The organism is Methylobacillus draconifructus (assembly GCF_045984355.1).
Taxonomy (GTDB): Bacteria; Pseudomonadota; Gammaproteobacteria; order Burkholderiales; family Methylophilaceae; genus Methylobacillus; species Methylobacillus flagellatus_A.
This window is the reverse complement of sequence record NZ_JBJQII010000001.1, coordinates 319,342-335,178: the sequence shown is the minus strand read 5'-3', so window position 1 is coordinate 335,178 and position 15,837 is coordinate 319,342. Positions and strand designations below refer to the sequence as shown.

The following is a 15,837-nucleotide window of genomic DNA, read 5'->3' as shown; positions in this document are numbered from 1 at the left end:
GGCAGGTGAGGTTGGAGCTAGAGTATCTGGAGCAGCTGCATGCCAGCCGCGCGACATTGTCCGGCGCCATGCGGCTGCTCGAATACCAGGAGATGGTGCAGGCTGTTCTGGCCGAGATGTCCGCACGCAGGACGACCGGCATTGTGCTCGACCTGCGCGAGGTGGCGTTCAGCCTGAGCTTTGCGGAAACTTCCGGCTTGCCGGACCTCAACCTGAAGCTCGGTGTGCCCCTGCATTACCGCGTGGCCCTGGTTTACCTGGATTACTCCGCCAAGGCGGCGGGTGTCCGGCTGTACGAGGTCATCGCCGGCAACCGCGGGTTCTATGCCCAGAAGCTGTTCACCCGATATGCCGCCGCCATGCAATGGCTGGCGCCGTCCCTGGAAAGGGATGTGCGCTCAGGCACGCTGGATGGCGATCTGGCTGTGCATGGTCCTGCCCGCCAACATCCTGTCGTGGGTGACGAGGAGAATTGCCGTTTCATTGGTGGCTGCCATCTCCAGCAATAAATCCATGGTCTCCTGCTGGCTGATGGGGTCCAGGCGTGAAGTCGGTTCGTCGGCAAAGATCAGCGCGGGCGAGAGCAACAATATGCGCGCCAACGCCAGCCGCTGCAGCTCCCCACCGGAAACCTGGCTCGGCAGGCGGCGCAGCAGTGCTTCATCCAGCTTGAGCCTTGCCAGTAATCGAGGAAGCGTGGCCGGGTCGAGTTTGTGCAGGCGGATGATGTCGTCAAATGCCTGCTTGAGCGTCAAGCGCGGCGCGAATGCCGAAACCGGGTCCTGGTAAAGTTTTTGCAGCTTGAGTTTATTGAGCTCTGGTGCAATCGTGATGCTGCCCTGGTCCGGCGACACCAGGCCCAACAGCATATTGCCCAGCGTGGTCTTGCCCGCGCCGCTCGGGCCGCTGATGGCGATGCGTTCGCCCGCGTGGATTTCCAGGTCAACGCCGCTGAATAACGTATGTGCGCCGTAGCGCTTGCCCAGTCCGCGGGCTTGCAGAATGGTCTTGCCTGTTCCTTGGCCTGGGGTTGCTGGGGGCCAGTGTTCGGGGTCGGCGGCGAGCAGGGCGCGGGTGTATTCATGCTGCGGGTTTTCCAGTACCTGCTGTGCAGGGCCTTGTTCCAGCACATTGCTGTCGCGCATCACCATGATGTCGCCGCCGAGCACCTGGGCCACGTGCATGTCATGCGTGATGGTGAGCACGCTGCCGCCTTGCATCAATACGGTTTGCAATACGGTGAGCAGGTTGTCGCGCGCATCGGCGTCCAGGCCCTTGGTGGGCTCGTCCACGATCACCACCTGCGCGCCGCCTGCGCGCGTGGCGGCAAATGCGACGCGTTGCGCCATGCCGCCGGAGAGCATGAAGGGATATTTCCCGTCCGCGGCGGCGACGCCAAGCTGGTCCAGGTCTGCGCTGGCTTGCGTTTTAGCTTGCGCCATGCCCATATGTGCGTGGCTGACGTAGCGGTAAGACTCGGCCACCTGCTTGCCCGCGCGCATGCTGGGGTTGAGCGCCAGCCAAGGCTCCTGCGGCAGCATCGCCAGGGTGTGGCCCCACCACGGGCGGCGGCCTGCAGCGTCTTCCGCACTTGAAACCGCATTGCCCAGGCGGATTTCCCCGCTAGCCCTGAGGCCGGGAGCCAGCGAGCCCATGATGGCCTGCACCAGCAGCGATTTGCCCGAACCGCTGCCGCCGATGATGGACAAGGCGATGCCGGGCTTCAAGGTGAAGCTGCACGGCTGCACCAGCCAGTTGCCTTTGCTGTCCTTGACGGCCAGGTCCTGGACTTTCAATTCCGGCGCGCTCATGGCATCTCCTTGCGCCCGCTCAGCAATGCCAGCGCGAGCATGATCAGGCCCAGCGTGACGACCGGGCTGGCGATCAGCCAGGGGGCTTCTTCGTAGTAAGGGAACAGTTCTATCATCATGACCCCAAGTTCCGGCGTGGGCGGGCGCAGGCCGACGCCGACAAAGCCCAGCGCGGCGAGCGCGAGAATCGCGGTGGAAATGCCGAACAGCATCAGCGTGCCGACGACGGGCGCGAGTTCTGGCAGCAAATGCCGCCGCAACAGGTAGAGCTTGCCGAAGCCCAGCATGCGCGCGGATTCGACCGGCGCGCTGACCAGCGTGGCCTTGATGCTGGCGCGGCTGACGCGGAAATATTCCACCCACAACGCAAACGACAAGCCGATGTAAAGCGACCAGAACTCGCCCTGGGCGAAGGCGGAAAACAGCAGCACGACCAGCAGCACCGGCAGGGTCATGACCGCATCGGCAATGCTGGTGAGCACGGCTTCGAGTGCGCCGCCGCGCCAGGCGGCAAGCAAGCCCAGGCTGATGCCGATGGCGGCGGCGGAAAGCACGGAAAGCAAGGCAAGGCTGAACGAGAGCTGCAAGGCGTGCACCAGGCGGGCCAGCATGCTGCGGCCGAGGTGGTCGGTGCCCAGCGGCTGTTCCAGGCTGGGGGAGCGCAACACCCGGTCAAGGTCCTGCGAAACTGGGTCTGTGGCCAAGGCAGGGCCGAACAGCGCGGCCAATACGATCAGCGCCAGCAGGATCGCGCCGCTGCGGCGGGCGAACGTCAAGCTTTGCCACCAGCCGCTCATGCGTCAGCCCTCCTGGTGACCAGGTAACGCTGGCGCGGGTCGGCCACCAGGCAGGCGATGTCCACCAGCGTATTGCACAGCACGAACAACAGGCCCATGACGATCGCCGTGCCCTGGATCATGGGGATGTCGCGGCCGAATACCGCGTGGGCGAGCGCATGGCCGATGCCGGGCCAGGCGAACAGGCTCTCGATGATGATCACGCCTTCCATGAGGAACACCAGTTGCACGCCCAGATAGGCGATCACCGGCACTGCGGCATTGCGCACGCCGTGGCGCAGCAGCGCCAGCAAGTCGCTCAGGCCCTTGGTGCGCGCGAAATTGAAATAGGCCGATCTACGCACTTCCACCATCGCATCGCGCGCCACGCGCGATGAAACGGCGGCAAGGCCCAGAGCTAGAGTAAGCGCGGGCAGCAGCAATCCGCCGTGCTCGTGGCTGGCGTTGGCTGCGTTGGTAATGCCAAGCTTGCTCGATAGCAACAGGATCAGCAGGATGCCGAGCAGGAATGGCGGAAAGGCGCGCAGGATGATGGAGAGCGCGAGAGATACCCGGTCCAGCCAGCCGTGTGGGTTGAGCCCTGCGACCAGGCCGACGGGCAATGCAATCGCGATGGATAGAGCGAGCGCGCTGAGGGCGAGCTGCAGGGTATGGCCGAATTGCTCGCGGATTTCATCGATGACGGGCGCGCTGGTGAGGTAGGAGTCGCCGAGGTCGAATTGCAGCAGTTGCTGCCACCAGAGCAGCAGGCCTTGCAGCAACGGCCGGTCCAGTTCCAGCTCGGCCCGCACTGCGTCGGCCGCGGCGGCGGTGACCATATCGTAGCCGTAGCGCCCTGCGGCTATGCGAAACGCCAGGTCGCCCGAGAGGCTGTGCATGAGGAAGAAAGATACGGTGCTGACCAGCAGCGCGACGATCACGGCTTGCAGGCAGCGGCGGAACAACAGACGGCTGATGATGTTGAGCATGATTTATTGGGCTGACCAGACCATATCGCTGATGTAATAGGATTGCTCCAGGGGGTCGACCTTGACTCCCTGCAGTTGCGGGTGCACTGCCACAGGCAGGCGGTACCAGGTGACGGGAATCACCGGCAGTTCCTGTTGCAGCGCCAGCATGATGTCGTGGCGGTAGCGCGCCTGGGCGGCCGGTTCTGTCTCGCTGGCGATTTTCTCGAGCAGGGCGGGCACTTCGCCGTTCTGCCAGTTCATGGCGCCCCAGTCCCCGCCGCCGTGCTTGAAATCCTGGTTCAAGGTGACGAACGGGTCCGGCACCAGAGCAAAGTTGCGCGGTACCAGTCCCATCTCCAGCTTGCCGGTGCGATGCCCGAGCGGGATTTCGCTGGAGTTCGTGACAATAACCTTGACCTCGATGCCGAGTTTGCGGAACTGATCTTGCAGCGCGGTGGCGATGATGGGCAACTCAGGCCGGTCCGGGAGCGTGGTCAGCGCCAGGGAGAAGCGCTCCCCGTTCCGGTGCAGGATGCCGTCCGTGCCGGGTCGCCAGCCCTGGGCTGCAAGCAGTTTTTTTGCCTGCGCCAGGTCGGAATGCAGCCGGGGGAATTCTGGCCCGGCCTGGTGCCATTGCGTAATGCTGGGCGGCAGGAGCTGGTCCGCCGCGAGTTCGGGCGTGCGCAGGATGCCCTTGGCAATGCCGGCGCGGTTGATGGCCAGGCTCAATGCCTGGCGCGTTTCCACGTTGTTGAGGAAGCGGTGGCCGCTATTGAGCTTGAGCGTGACGGTGCGGGCGAGGTCGGCCTCTTTCATCACCACCTTGGGATTGTGGCGCAAGCGTTGCGTACTGGCCGGGTCGAAGCCGAACACCAGGTCCGCCTGGTGCGATTCCGCAATCAGGGCGCGCGTTTCGGGGCGGCTGACCGACAGGTAATGGATGTGCCGGATGGCGGGCTGCCTGCCTCGCCAGTGGGGAGACAATGCAAGCTCGAACTGCTGCGGCAGGGTCTGCCTCACGAGCTGGTAAGGACCGCTGCCCAGCATGCGGCGCACCTGGCCTTTTTCGTTATAGGCGGCCGGGGCGAGGATGATGGCGCTGCTGTGCGCCAGCAGCATGGGCAGCATGGCATAAGGCTGGGAAAGCGCAATATTGACCTCCCTCGGCGCAGCCGCGCTGATGCTGGCGATGGGCGCCATGGCGAGCACGCCGGGCTGGCCGAGCGCGCGTTGCAGGTTCATGGCGACGCTTTCGGCCGTGACCGGGCTGCCGTCGTGGAAACGCGCGTCGGGCCGCAGGAAGAAGCGCCACTGCAAGCCGTCTGGCGAAACCTCCCAGCGCTCGGCGAGGCCAGGCGCTGCCTTGCCTTCGAGGTCGGTGCCCACCAGGGCCTCCGCCACTTGCATGCGCAGGAAAAGATAGCCCGAGCGCGAAGGCTCAAGCGTGCTGACTTCCCACGGGCCGACGATACTGAGGCTGCTCTTTGCCGTATTGCTGGCGGCTATTGTGGGTGTTCCCACCAGTAGGGATAGGCTTAACATCGCTGCGAAGGACAGCAATTGCCTGTGTATTGAATACAAGGGCATCTGTATGTTTTTATTTAAATCTGGTTTTCAGCGTCTAAAATCCAGCGTCCAGGCTCTAGAATCTGGCTTGAAGTCCTAATGTCACCATACGCGGCGTGCCTGGCATGACCCAGGTGCTGTTATAGGAGCTGGCGTAATATTCGCGGTCAAACAGGTTGGCGACGTCAAATGAGAGTCGCAGCTTTTCGTCGATCTGCCAATACGTCATTAAGCGTACCGTGACATAGGAAGGCAGTTCAAAAACGTCTTCAGCCCCGTCAGCACGCTTGCCGACGTAGCTGAATCCCCCGCCGAGGCCGAGCTTGCCGCCATTGGCCAGAGGCTGTTCATGCATCAGCAAGGCGTTTGCCGAGTGCTTGGGAATGTTGGAAAGCCGCGCCCCGGCCTTGATGACGCCGTCCGGCAAAATGACGGCAATCGGCGTGGTTTCCAAATCTTTGCCCAGGTAGGCATCCACATACGCATAACTGGCAATCAGACGCATGCGGGAGGTAATTTGCCCGCTCAGGTCCAGTTCCAGGCCGCGGCTGCGTACCTCGCCTGCCGCGATGCTGAATGACGGGTCTGCCGGGTTGGCAGTCAATACATTCTGTTTCGTGATATCAAACAGCGCAATGTTGCCTCCTACGCGCTGTTCCGGGGATTGGTACTTCAGGCCGACTTCAACAGCGCGGCTGCGCTCAGGGTCGAATCCTTTGCCTGCCGCGTCTATCCCGAATTGCCCGCCGCCAGCAGGGCCGGCATTGGGCCTGAATGAACGGCTGAACGAGGTGTAGAGGGAAATTTCCGGGCTGGCAACGTAAGTGAGGCCGATGCGCGGGGACGCTACAAAATGATCTTGTTTCGTTTGCGTGCCGTTAAGCAGGTTGTCGAATTGCTGGCGGTAAGAGTCAAATCGCAATCCTCCCATGAGCTTCCATTTTGCCGTGAGGCTGAGTTGGTCTTGTAGAAACAGCGCAATGTCGGTTTGTTTTTCCTTGAAATCGGAAACCGGATTGGCGGCAGGGAGCGCTTGCCCGTAAACAGGATGATAGATGTTGATCGGGCTGGCTCCGTTGTTGCCAACCTGGGTCTGGTGGTCATGGAAGCTGTAAGCCTCGATGCCGACCAGAAAGTCATGACCGATGCCGCCGGTATGGAACTTGCCATTCAGCTCTGCCTGCAGCATCAGGTCATCAGAGTCGAAACTGCGATCCCGCAGGCGACGGTTGATACTGCCGTTAGGATTAACGAAATTAATGCCCGCGCGAGGCTCTACTGTTTCACCGCCGGACTTGTTTTGCTTATAAGCCAGGCCTATCCTGCCACGCCATTGGTCGGAAAACTCATGTTCGAGAGAGAGCTGGTGCGTATAGGCCTCCATGGTCATGTCCCCGGTATCGGGCTCACCCAGAAAGCGGCTGTGCTTGACGTTGTGAAGGCGGTTGCCGTCCCGGTCGCGCAAGGCGATGCCGCGGTCCAGCGGAGTGCGGTGCTTGAGGTATTCCAGTTCGTAGTTGAGGGTGGTCGCCGGGCCGACCAGCCAGGTGAAGGACGGCGCGACCAGCAAGCGCTCGCTATCGACGTAATCCCTGAAGCTGCCTTTATCCTCGGCGGCCACGATCATGCGGTAGGCAAGGTTTTCGGCCACCGGGCCGGTGGAGTCGATCGAGGTACGGTAAGTGTCGTAGCTGCCTGCATAGAATTCCGCCGTGTTGCTGGCTTTGAACTGCGGTTTCTTGGTGACCACGTTGAGCGTGCCGCCTGGTTCGCTGTTGCCGTAAAGCGCGGCGGCCGGTCCCTTGAGGAACTCTACGCGCTCGGTATTGGCGGTATCGCGCGGCGGGTTGAAGCCGCGGTTGCCGGAGAAGCCGTTGCGCAGCATTGCGGGGCCGGTGTTTTCATGGCCGGCGAAACCGCGGATGGCGAAGTTGTCCCATAGCCCGCCAAAATTGTTCTGGCGGCTGACGCCGCTCACGAGATCGAAGGTATCGTCCAGCCTGGTCGCATGCATGTCGTCCAGCGCCTGGCGCGAGATGATCTTCACGGATTGCGAGGTTTCCTGCAGCGGCGTATCGGTACGGGTGGAGCCGCCGGCATCTTTCTGGTAATACTCGTTGGCCTTGTTCCTGGTGCTGGCTGCTTTGACCGTGATTTCCTCCAGCTGGGCAGGGCTTTCCGCGGTGTCGGCGTAGCTGTTGCAGGCAATGGCAAGCAAGGCAGGCAGCAGGTGCCTGGCGTGGATTTGATTCGTCATGGTCTCAGGGTCTGGGTTGCAGGATTGCAATCCGTGAGGAAAGCACAATGTGCGCCATTATAATTGGGTGCAACATGGTTGCGCAACGATGTTGCAGTATTGTGAAAGTGTCATGAATGAAAGAGGCTGCCTAAGACGTGTTAAGGGCGGGCTGTTATCTGAATTTCCCGGTAATGTATCTGACTTACCGTGAATGCATTGAAAGAGCGATGTAAAGCCCCATATCTTAGCCAACTCGCATTCGGGTATAATTTCATTTTTACGGGGATTGTTGCGATGCCTATTTACGATTATCAATGCACCAGTTGCGGCCACAAGGCCGAACTCATGCGCAAGGTCAGCGAAGCCGGCACTACGGCATGTCCGGCATGCGCAAAGGAAACCTTCGAAAAACAGGTATCCGCGCCGAGTTTCCAGCTGAGCGGCACGGGATGGTATGCGACCGATTTCAAGGGCAGCAGCCCTGCGAAAAAATCCGAAGAGCCAGCGCCCGCCGCCTGTGGCGCAGGCTGTGCCTGCCATTGACGCAAAATAGTTTGCGTTTACATTAGAGCTGCCATGAAAAGTTACTTTATTACCGGCCTGCTAGTGCTGGTGCCGCTGTGCATTACCATCTGGGTGCTGAGCACCTTGATCGGCCTGATGGACCAGAGCCTGCTGTTGCTGCCGGAGTCCTGGCGTCCCGAGGCGCAATTCGGCCGTGCCATCCCCGGCATCGGCGCCATTCTTACCCTGCTGATCGTGTTCGTCACCGGCCTGATCGCCACCAATTTCTTCGGCCGCCGCATCATCCAGTTCTGGGAAGCCTTGCTGGCCCGTGTGCCGGTGGTCAAGTCCATCTACTACAGCGTCAAGCAGGTGTCCGACACCCTGTTTTCCGATTCGGGCCAGGCGTTCCGCAAGGCATTGCTGGTGCAATACCCGCGCCAGGGAAGCTGGACTATCGGCTTTCTCACCGGGCAGCCCGGCGGCGACGTGGCGAACTACCTGCAAGGCGAGTATGTGAGCGTTTACGTGCCGACGACGCCCAACCCGACTTCCGGCTTCTTCCTCATGATGCCCAGGGCGGACGTGGTGGAGCTCGACATGAGCGTGGACGAAGCGCTGAAATACATTATTTCCATGGGGGTGGTGGCGCCAGCCGGCAAAGCCAAGCCTTGACTTTCAACCTTTAAGTTATAGCCTACAAGAAAACCGTTATGCGTACTCATTACTGCGGTCACCTGAACCGTGAACACATTGGCCAGACCGTCACCCTCTGTGGCTGGGCACACCGCCGCCGCGACCATGGCGGCGTGATCTTCATCGATTTGCGCGACCGCGAAGGCATGGCGCAAATCGTCATTGATCCGGATACGCCGGAGGCTTTCAAGCTGGCTGAGAGCGTGCGTAATGAGTTCGTGCTCAAGGTGGTGTGCAAGGTGCGTGCCCGTCCCGAAGGCACCGTCAACCTCAATATCCCGACCGGCGAAGTCGAGATGCTGGCGAGCGAGATCGAGATTCTCAATCCGTCGCTGACGCCGCCGTTCATGCTCGACGACGACAACCTGTCCGAGATGGTGCGCCTGGAGCATCGATACATCGACCTGCGCCGCCCCGCGATGCAGAAGAACCTGATGCTGCGCTACCGCGTCGCCAAGGTGCTGCGCGACCAGCTCGACAGCCAGGGCTTCATCGAGGTCGAGACGCCGATGCTGACCCGCTCCACGCCGGAAGGCGCGCGCGACTACCTCGTGCCTTCGCGCGTGCACCACGGCCAGTTCTTTGCCTTACCGCAATCGCCGCAACTGTTCAAGCAATTGCTCATGGTGTCCGGCTTCGACCGCTACTTCCAGATCACCAAGTGCTTCCGCGACGAAGATTTGCGTGCAGACCGCCAGCCGGAATTCACCCAGGTGGATATCGAGACCTCCTTCCTCAATGAAGAAGAGATCATGTCCATCGTCGAAGGCATGATCCGCACCATGTTCAAACAGGTGCAGGATATCGACCTGCCCAACCCGTTCCCGCGCATGCCGTTCTCCGAAGCGATGAACCGCTACGGCTCCGACAAGCCGGACATGCGCGTGACGCTGGAAATCACCGAGCTGACCGACGTCATGAAGGACGTCGACTTCAAGGTGTTCGCCGGCGCGGCCAATTCCACAGGCGGCCGCGTGGCGGCCATCCGCGTGCCTAACGGTGCCGCATTGTCCCGCAGCGAGATCGACGCCTACACCGAATTCGTCAAGATATACGGCGCCAAGGGCCTGGCTTACATCAAGATCAACGACGCGAGCAAGCTGAACGAGGAAGGCCTGCAAAGCCCCATCGTCAAGAACATCCACGAAACCGCGCTCAAGGCCATCATCGAGCGCACCGGCGCGCAAAGCGGCGACATCGTCTTCTTCGGCGCAGACAAGGCCAAGATCGTCAACGAGGCGCTGGGCGCGTTGCGCACCAAAGTCGGCCACGAAAAAGGCCACGTCGACGGCCGCGCCTGGGCGCCGTTGTGGGTGGTGGATTTCCCCATGTTCGAGCACGACGAGGAAAACGACCGCTGGGTCGCGTTGCACCATCCGTTCACCAGCCCCAAGGACGGCCACGAGGACCTGCTGACCAGCAACCCCGGTGCGGCCTTGTCCAAGGCTTACGACATGGTGCTGAACGGCTGGGAAGTCGGCGGCGGTTCAGTGCGTATCCACAAGCAGGAAGTGCAGTCCAAGGTGTTCGACGCGCTCAAGATCAGCAAGGAAGAAGCCCAGGAGAAATTCGGCTTCCTGCTCGACGCGTTGCAATACGGCGCGCCACCGCACGGCGGCCTTGCCTTCGGCCTCGACCGCCTGGTGACCTTGATGGCGGGCGCGGAATCCATCCGCGACGTGATCGCCTTCCCCAAGACCCAGCGCGCGCAGTGCCTGATGACCAAGGCGCCGAACGAGGTGGATGAAAAACAACTGCGCGAGCTGCATATTCGCGTGCGCCAGCAGAACCCTGCTGCTTAAAATGAAATCGCTTGTGCTGGCGGCGTTGCGCTTTCTTGCCGTACTTAACGTACTGTCTGCGAAAGCGCGCCTTGCCAGCCCGGCGCGAGTTTCATTTTCAGGGGATAGCTTGAATGAATAGATGTTTTGTCATGCAACCTTTTGATGGAGGTATCTTTGATAAAAGATATGAAGATACTTTTTCGAAGGCCATTATTGATGCTGGATTAGAACCCTATCGGGTTGATCAGGATCCTAAGGTTAGTATTCCGATTCAAGATATTGAGAATGGAATAAGAGACTCTAAAATATGCTTTGCTGAGATAACCCAAGATAATCCAAATGTTTGGTTTGAATTAGGGTATGCAATTTCAGCCGGAAAAGAGGTGGTAATGGTTTGTTCTGCTGAAAGGAAAATAAAATTTCCTTTCGATGTTCAACATCGTTCTATTATTAAATATGATACCGACTCAGCGAGTGATTATGAGAAATTAAAAGAGCGAATCACATCAAGGCTAAAAGCGCTTATTCAGAAAGATAAGACTCTCCCTCAAATATCAGAATTGACAAATTTAAATACCATTGAAGGCTTGGAGCAACATGAGATTGTGTTTCTAGCGGCAATGGCAGAGAACTTAGATCACCCTGAAGATCATGTCACTGCATATCAAATAAAAAATGATATGGAGAAGAGTGGTTTTACAAAAATAGCTGCAAATTTGGCCTTAAAAAGCTTAATGAAGAAAAACTTGGTTTCTAGTAATAATTACCAAGAATGGAATAGTGAGCCGTATATCGGATTCTCTTTTACGGAAGATGGCTGGAATTGGGTGATAAGTAATCAAAGTCAATTTTTGTTAAAAAAACCGATTACTAAGCCAGATTTTTCTGACTTTGAAGACGATATTCCATTCTAAATAGGGATTATGTCTATTAAATCCCTGATCCGTACCATCCCCGACTCTCCCAAGCCTGGCGTCCAGTTCCGCGACATCACCACGCTGCTCAAGGATGCCGACGGCTTGCGGCAGGTGGTGGATGCATTGGTTGAACGCTATGCGGGTGCCAAGGTCGATAAGGTGGTGGGCATCGAGTCGCGCGGCTTCATTGTCGGCGCGGCGGTGGCATACGAGCTCGGTGTCGGCTTTGTGCCGGTGCGTAAGAAGGGCAAGCTGCCGGGCGACGTGCTAGGCCATGATTATGCCTTGGAGTACGGCACCGACCGCGTGGAAATCCACAGCGATGCCATCGGGCCGAATGAAAATGTATTATTGCTGGATGACCTGATTGCCACCGGCGGCACTGCTGAAGCGGCGGCGGTGCTGATCGAGAAGCTCGGCGGCCATGTGCTGGAATGTGCGTTCATCATCGGCCTGCCCGACCTAGGCGGCGAACGGAAATTGCGCGCATTGGGTTACAAGACATTTAGCTTGTGCGAGTTCGAGGGCGGTTAGTGAATAGCCAGCCACCGGTATACAAGACGCCGGTTTCAGCCCTGGTGCTGGTGCATACCAGGGATTTGCAGGTGCTCATCATGGAGCGTGCGGACAAGGCCGGGTTCTGGCAATCCGTGACCGGCAGCCTGGAAAGGCTGCCGAACGGCGAGCTGGAGCGGCCGGTCGATGCCGCAGTCCGCGAGGTGAGGGAAGAGACCGGCCTCGATGCGGCGAATTACAAGCTGCTGGACTGGCACTGCGCCCACGTGTACGAAATCTACCCGCACTGGCGCTTCCGCTATGCGCCCGGCGTGACGGAAAATACCGAACATATATTCGGGTTGGAATTACCTGAGCCTGTCGCTGTCCAACTCGCTCCCCGCGAACATGTGGCTTACGAGTGGGTGGACTGGCGCGAGGCGGCAAAACGTGTATTCTCATGGACAAATGTCGAGGCCTTGCGCAAGCTGGGTGAACGTAACAACTTAACATTGTGAATTAGCAGCCATGCAAGCAACTCTAGAGACAACAGAAAGACCAGCGGTGATCGCCGAGCCGATCAAGTTCGAGCGTTTCCAGGCGACGCAGGAGGCCGAGCTGCAGGCGCGCATCATCGCCGCCAAGAAAAAGCTCGGCAACCGGTTGGTGATTCTCGGGCACCACTACCAGCAGGAAAGCGTCTACCGCCATGCGGATTACACCGGCGATTCGCTCAAGCTGTCGCGCTTCGCTGGCGAGACGGACGCCGAGTACATCGTGTTCCTCGGCGTGCACTTCATGGCCGAAGTAGCGGACATCCTGTCGCGCCCCGAGCAGATTTCCATATTGCCCGACCTTTCCGCCGGCTGCTCCATGGCGGATATGGCCAACCTGGCCAAGGTCGAGCGTTCGCGCCGCGAGCTGTCCAAGGTGCTGGATTTCGACGCCGCCATCACGCCGATCACCTATATCAATTCCGCGGCCGACCTCAAGGCGTTCTGCGGCGAGCACGGCGGCATCGTCTGCACCTCGACCAACGCCACCAAGATCATCGAGTGGGGCTTCAGGCAGCGCGAGAAAGTATTGTTCTTCCCCGACCAGAACCTGGGCCGCTGGTCCGGCTACAAGATGGGCATCCCGCTGGAGCAGATGCCGGTGTGGGACCCAGACCTGCCCATGGGCGGCCTGACGGAAGAGCAGATCAAGAACGCCAAGATCCTGCTGTGGAAGGGCCATTGCGCCGTGCACCAAATGTTCCGCGAGCAGAACATCACGCGCTTTCGCGCCGAGCATCCCGACGGCATCGTGATCTCGCACCCGGAATCGCCGTTCGAGGTGTGCCTCAATTCCGATTACGTCGGCTCCACCGAGTACATCCTGAAAACCGTCAGCGAAGCGCCTGCCGGCACGCGCTGGCTGGTGGGCACCGAGCTCAACCTGGTGAACCGCCTGGCCGAGCAGATGAAGCCGCAGGGCAAGATCGTGCAGTTCATGTCGCACGTGATCTGCGAGTGCTCCACCATGGCGCGCATCGACCCGCAACACCTGGCGTGGACGCTGGAAAACCTCGCGGAAGGCAACGTGGTCAACCGCATCAAGGTGCCGGAGCACGAGGCCGAGCTGGCCCGCCTGACCCTGCAACGCATGCTGGACGCATCCTGATGAAAGGTTGAGGTTGCAGAGCATTATCCGGATTGCCACCTTCAACATCCACAAGGGCGTGACCAGTTTCAACGCCCGTTTTGCGCTGCACGAGCAACGCGAACTGATCCGCAAGCTGCAGGCGGACATCGTCTTCCTGCAGGAAGTGCGCGACCAGCATATCAAGCACAGCCGCCGCTTCAGCGCCTGGCCGCTGGACGGGCAGGTGGAGTTTTTGGCCGATGCGGTCTGGAGCGACTACGCCTACGGCAAGAACTCGGTCTATCCCGCCGGGCATCACGGCAACGCCCTGCTGTCGAAATACCCCATCGTCAAGTACGAGAATACCGATATCTCCGCGCACCACAGCGAGCAGCGCGGCTTGCTGCATTGCGAGATCGCGGTGCCGGGCTGGCATCAGCCGCTGCACTGCATCTGCGTGCATCTGGGCCTGTTCGCGGGTTGGCGCCGCAAGCAGATTGGCATCCTGCGCGACCGCATTGCCGAAATGGTGCCGGAAGACGCGCCGCTGGTGATTGCCGGCGATTTCAACGACTGGAGCATGAGCGCGGGCCGCGAGCTGGTGCACGGCCTGCACCTGCATGAAGTGTTCGAGCATCACGGCGGCGGCAAGCCCGCGCGCAGCTTCCCGTCCTTCCTGCCCTTGTTCAGGCTGGACCGCATCTATGTGCGCGGCTTCCATGTGCGGCACGTCGAGGTCCATGCCGGGCCGCAGTTCGTGAAGGTGTCCGACCATGCGGCGCTGACGGCCGTGCTGTCGAGGATATGATGCGCTGGGAGTCCGGCAACCGCATCGCCTTGCTCAGGAACGGCACCGAGTTCTTCCCCGCACTGGCGGCTTCCATCGAGGCCGCGCAGCACGAAATCTACATCCAGACCTATATCTACGAGCTGGACGCCACCGGCGCCATGATCGGTGAAAAGCTCAAGGCGGCCGCTGCGCGCGGCGTGGTGGTCAACCTCTTGCTGGACGGCTTCGGCTGCCGCAAGCTGCCGCCGGAATATGTGCTCGAGATGGAAGCCTTCGGCATCAAGGTCATGTTCTACCGCCCGAAGATTTCGGCCTGGTCGTTCAAGCGTAGCCGCTTGCGGCGCCTGCACCGCAAGGTGTCGGTGTTCGACGGCCAGCACGCCTACGTCGGCGGCATCAACATCATCGACGACATGAACGTGCCGAGCAATCTCGACGCGCCACGCGTCGATTACGCCGTCCGCGTCGAGGGGCCATTGGTGCTAGGCATCCATGCCAGCGTGCGCAAGCTCTGGCGGCGCCTGGCCTGGATGCACTTGCGGGAAGTCGCGGCCTATCCCAGCCTGCCGGCGCCGGCGTTCATCACCAACGGCATGCGTGCGGCCTTCGTCGTGCGAGACAACGTTTTGCACCGTCGCGACATCGAGCGGGCCTATCTCAAGGCCATCGGCAAGGCGCGAGTGGACGTCATCATCGCCAGCGCCTATTTCGTTCCGGGCAAGAAATTCCGCCAGGCGCTGATCGAGGCCGCCAGGCGCGGCGTGCGCGTGCGCTTGCTGTTGCAGGGGCGCATGGAATACTGGCTCATGTTCGCCACGCACGAGGTCTACGGCTTGCTGCTGCGCCATGGCATCGAGATCTACGAATACCGCGCGAGCTTCATGCACAGCAAAGTGGCAGTGATTGACAGCCGCTGGGCTACCGTGGGCTCATCCAATCTTGACCCGTTCAGCCTGATGCTTGCACGCGAGGCCAATATCATGGTGCAGGACAAAAGCTTCAATGCCGAACTCAAGGCCGACCTGGAAAAGGCGATTGCGGAAAAGTCCGTCAAGGTACGCCCTGAAGACTGGTCGCGACGGCACGTGTTCAAGCGCATGTTCTCATGGTGGGTGTATATCGTCGTGCGGCTCATGATCGGTTTGGTTGGCCCGAAGGAGAAACATTGATGTTGCCGGTGCCTGACGTACTGAACGTCGCCAGCGTCGCCAACGTGATCCAGCTGGCGGTGGCGCCCGCTTTCCTGCTCACCGGGAGCGGCGCCATGCTTGGCGTGATGGCGGGACGCCTGGCCCGCGTGGTGGACCGCTTCCGTGAGTTGCACGAATCCGGCGGCTGGAGCCATGAGCAGAAATCGCTGGAAATGAACATGCTGCTCAAGCGCTCGCGCTGGATACACCGCGCCATTATCCTGACCTCCCTGGCGGCATTGCTCGTCTGCGTGGTGATCGCCACCTTGTTCGCCGCGGTGGAAGTGGGCTGGAACCCCTCGCGCATCGTTTCCCTGCTGTTCATCTGCGCCATGGGCTCGTTGGTGGCGGGTCTGCTCTGCTTCTTGCGCGAGATCGCGCTTTCCACCGACATCATAGAAGAGTTCCGCGGCTAGCCGGGGTCATGACGCCGGATTTTGCGAGGCGGTTTTTAACTCGCCGCAAGTTTGCGATA

16 protein-coding genes are annotated in these 15,837 nt (G+C 60.2%); 11 read left to right on the top strand and 5 right to left on the bottom strand.

The window, feature by feature from the left end; all coding sequences use genetic code 11:
• The first annotated feature begins 5 nt into the window (after nucleotides 1–5).
• A complete protein-coding gene (locus ACJSDX_RS01665; protein WP_407993205.1) occupies nucleotides 6–509 on the top strand; it encodes a hypothetical protein in 504 nt (167 codons plus the stop codon).
• On the opposite strand, the gene ACJSDX_RS01660 is transcribed toward ACJSDX_RS01665, so the two are convergent.
• From ACJSDX_RS01660 to ACJSDX_RS01640, 5 genes are all read right to left on the bottom strand, one after another.
• Nucleotides 399–1,811 (bottom strand): ABC transporter ATP-binding protein, encoded by a 1,413-nt coding sequence (locus ACJSDX_RS01660; RefSeq protein ID WP_407993204.1) that lies wholly within the window; start codon nucleotides 1,809–1,811, stop codon nucleotides 399–401. The two genes, ACJSDX_RS01665 and ACJSDX_RS01660, sit on opposite strands and share 111 nt — an antisense overlap.
• The gene (locus tag ACJSDX_RS01655; protein ID WP_407993203.1) at nucleotides 1,808–2,608 is read right to left on the bottom strand and encodes an ABC transporter permease; all 801 of its coding nucleotides are present in this window, start codon (nucleotides 2,606–2,608) and stop codon (nucleotides 1,808–1,810) included. The genes ACJSDX_RS01660 and ACJSDX_RS01655 overlap by 4 nt, the downstream gene beginning before the upstream one ends.
• Nucleotides 2,605–3,576 (bottom strand): ABC transporter permease, encoded by a 972-nt coding sequence (locus ACJSDX_RS01650; RefSeq protein WP_407993202.1) that lies wholly within the window; start codon nucleotides 3,574–3,576, stop codon nucleotides 2,605–2,607. Before ACJSDX_RS01650 ends, ACJSDX_RS01655 begins: the two co-directional genes overlap by 4 nt.
• Before the next feature lie 3 nt (nucleotides 3,577–3,579).
• Nucleotides 3,580–5,079, bottom strand: a complete 1,500-nt coding sequence (locus ACJSDX_RS01645) for an ABC transporter substrate-binding protein (RefSeq protein ID WP_407993201.1) — start codon at nucleotides 5,077–5,079, stop codon at nucleotides 3,580–3,582.
• A 121-nt stretch (nucleotides 5,080–5,200) separates the two neighbouring features.
• Nucleotides 5,201–7,381: a TonB-dependent siderophore receptor gene (locus ACJSDX_RS01640; RefSeq protein WP_407993200.1), complete on the bottom strand. Its 2,181-nt coding sequence runs from the start codon at nucleotides 7,379–7,381 to the stop codon at nucleotides 5,201–5,203.
• Between the two features lie 276 nt (nucleotides 7,382–7,657).
• Between ACJSDX_RS01640 and ACJSDX_RS01635 the strand changes: the two genes are divergently transcribed.
• The 10 genes from ACJSDX_RS01635 (at nucleotide 7,658) to ACJSDX_RS01590 (ending at nucleotide 15,778) form a co-directional block, all read left to right on the top strand.
• Nucleotides 7,658–7,906: an FmdB family zinc ribbon protein gene (locus tag ACJSDX_RS01635; protein WP_407993199.1), complete on the top strand. Its 249-nt coding sequence runs from the start codon at nucleotides 7,658–7,660 to the stop codon at nucleotides 7,904–7,906.
• Between the two features lie 33 nt (nucleotides 7,907–7,939).
• Nucleotides 7,940–8,542, top strand: coding sequence for a DUF502 domain-containing protein (locus ACJSDX_RS01630; protein ID WP_309566076.1), 603 nt, complete (start codon nucleotides 7,940–7,942; stop codon nucleotides 8,540–8,542).
• Between the two features lie 38 nt (nucleotides 8,543–8,580).
• Complete coding sequence (aspS, locus tag ACJSDX_RS01625) at nucleotides 8,581–10,365, top strand: aspartate--tRNA ligase (protein WP_407993198.1); 1,785 nt, start codon at nucleotides 8,581–8,583, stop codon at nucleotides 10,363–10,365.
• Nucleotides 10,366–10,496: 131 nt separating this feature from the next.
• A complete protein-coding gene (locus ACJSDX_RS01620; RefSeq protein ID WP_407993197.1) occupies nucleotides 10,497–11,261 on the top strand; it encodes a hypothetical protein in 765 nt (254 codons plus the stop codon).
• Nucleotides 11,262–11,270: 9 nt separating this feature from the next.
• On the top strand, nucleotides 11,271–11,798 hold the full coding sequence (locus ACJSDX_RS01615) for an adenine phosphoribosyltransferase (RefSeq protein ID WP_407993196.1): 528 nt from the start codon (nucleotides 11,271–11,273) through the stop codon (nucleotides 11,796–11,798).
• On the top strand, nucleotides 11,798–12,277 hold the full coding sequence (gene nudB / locus ACJSDX_RS01610; protein ID WP_334108121.1) for a dihydroneopterin triphosphate diphosphatase: 480 nt from the start codon (nucleotides 11,798–11,800) through the stop codon (nucleotides 12,275–12,277). The genes ACJSDX_RS01615 and nudB overlap by 1 nt, the downstream gene beginning before the upstream one ends.
• Nucleotides 12,278–12,287: 10 nt before the next feature.
• Nucleotides 12,288–13,421, top strand: a complete 1,134-nt coding sequence (nadA, locus tag ACJSDX_RS01605) for a quinolinate synthase NadA (protein WP_407993195.1) — start codon at nucleotides 12,288–12,290, stop codon at nucleotides 13,419–13,421.
• A 13-nt stretch (nucleotides 13,422–13,434) separates the two neighbouring features.
• The gene (locus ACJSDX_RS01600) at nucleotides 13,435–14,190 is read left to right on the top strand and encodes an endonuclease/exonuclease/phosphatase family protein (RefSeq protein WP_309566087.1); all 756 of its coding nucleotides are present in this window, start codon (nucleotides 13,435–13,437) and stop codon (nucleotides 14,188–14,190) included.
• On the top strand, nucleotides 14,190–15,341 hold the full coding sequence (gene clsB, locus ACJSDX_RS01595) for a cardiolipin synthase ClsB (protein WP_407993550.1): 1,152 nt from the start codon (nucleotides 14,190–14,192) through the stop codon (nucleotides 15,339–15,341). The genes ACJSDX_RS01600 and clsB overlap by 1 nt, the downstream gene beginning before the upstream one ends.
• A complete protein-coding gene (locus tag ACJSDX_RS01590) occupies nucleotides 15,341–15,778 on the top strand; it encodes a DUF2721 domain-containing protein (RefSeq protein ID WP_407993194.1) in 438 nt (145 codons plus the stop codon). Before clsB ends, ACJSDX_RS01590 begins: the two co-directional genes overlap by 1 nt.
• Nucleotides 15,779–15,837: the final 59 nt, after the last annotated feature.

What these genes read in the sequence shown, in the direction of transcription:
- ACJSDX_RS01650 (WP_407993202.1), bottom strand. Translation starts at nt 3,576, where the DNA reads ATGCTCAACATCATCAGCCGTCTGTTGTTCCGCCGCTGCCTGCAAGCC.
- ACJSDX_RS01590 (WP_407993194.1), top strand. Translation starts at nt 15,341, where the DNA reads ATGTTGCCGGTGCCTGACGTACTGAACGTCGCCAGCGTCGCCAACGTG.
- aspS (WP_407993198.1), top strand. Translation starts at nt 8,581, where the DNA reads ATGCGTACTCATTACTGCGGTCACCTGAACCGTGAACACATTGGCCAG.
- nadA (WP_407993195.1), top strand. Translation starts at nt 12,288, where the DNA reads ATGCAAGCAACTCTAGAGACAACAGAAAGACCAGCGGTGATCGCCGAG.
- ACJSDX_RS01615 (WP_407993196.1), top strand. Translation starts at nt 11,271, where the DNA reads ATGTCTATTAAATCCCTGATCCGTACCATCCCCGACTCTCCCAAGCCT.
- ACJSDX_RS01660 (WP_407993204.1), bottom strand. Translation starts at nt 1,811, where the DNA reads ATGAGCGCGCCGGAATTGAAAGTCCAGGACCTGGCCGTCAAGGACAGC.
- ACJSDX_RS01635 (WP_407993199.1), top strand. Translation starts at nt 7,658, where the DNA reads ATGCCTATTTACGATTATCAATGCACCAGTTGCGGCCACAAGGCCGAA.
- ACJSDX_RS01655 (WP_407993203.1), bottom strand. Translation starts at nt 2,608, where the DNA reads ATGAGCGGCTGGTGGCAAAGCTTGACGTTCGCCCGCCGCAGCGGCGCG.
- clsB (WP_407993550.1), top strand. Translation starts at nt 14,190, where the DNA reads ATGCGCTGGGAGTCCGGCAACCGCATCGCCTTGCTCAGGAACGGCACC.
- ACJSDX_RS01630 (WP_309566076.1), top strand. Translation starts at nt 7,940, where the DNA reads ATGAAAAGTTACTTTATTACCGGCCTGCTAGTGCTGGTGCCGCTGTGC.
- ACJSDX_RS01640 (WP_407993200.1), bottom strand. Translation starts at nt 7,381, where the DNA reads ATGACGAATCAAATCCACGCCAGGCACCTGCTGCCTGCCTTGCTTGCC.
- ACJSDX_RS01620 (WP_407993197.1), top strand. Translation starts at nt 10,497, where the DNA reads ATGCAACCTTTTGATGGAGGTATCTTTGATAAAAGATATGAAGATACT.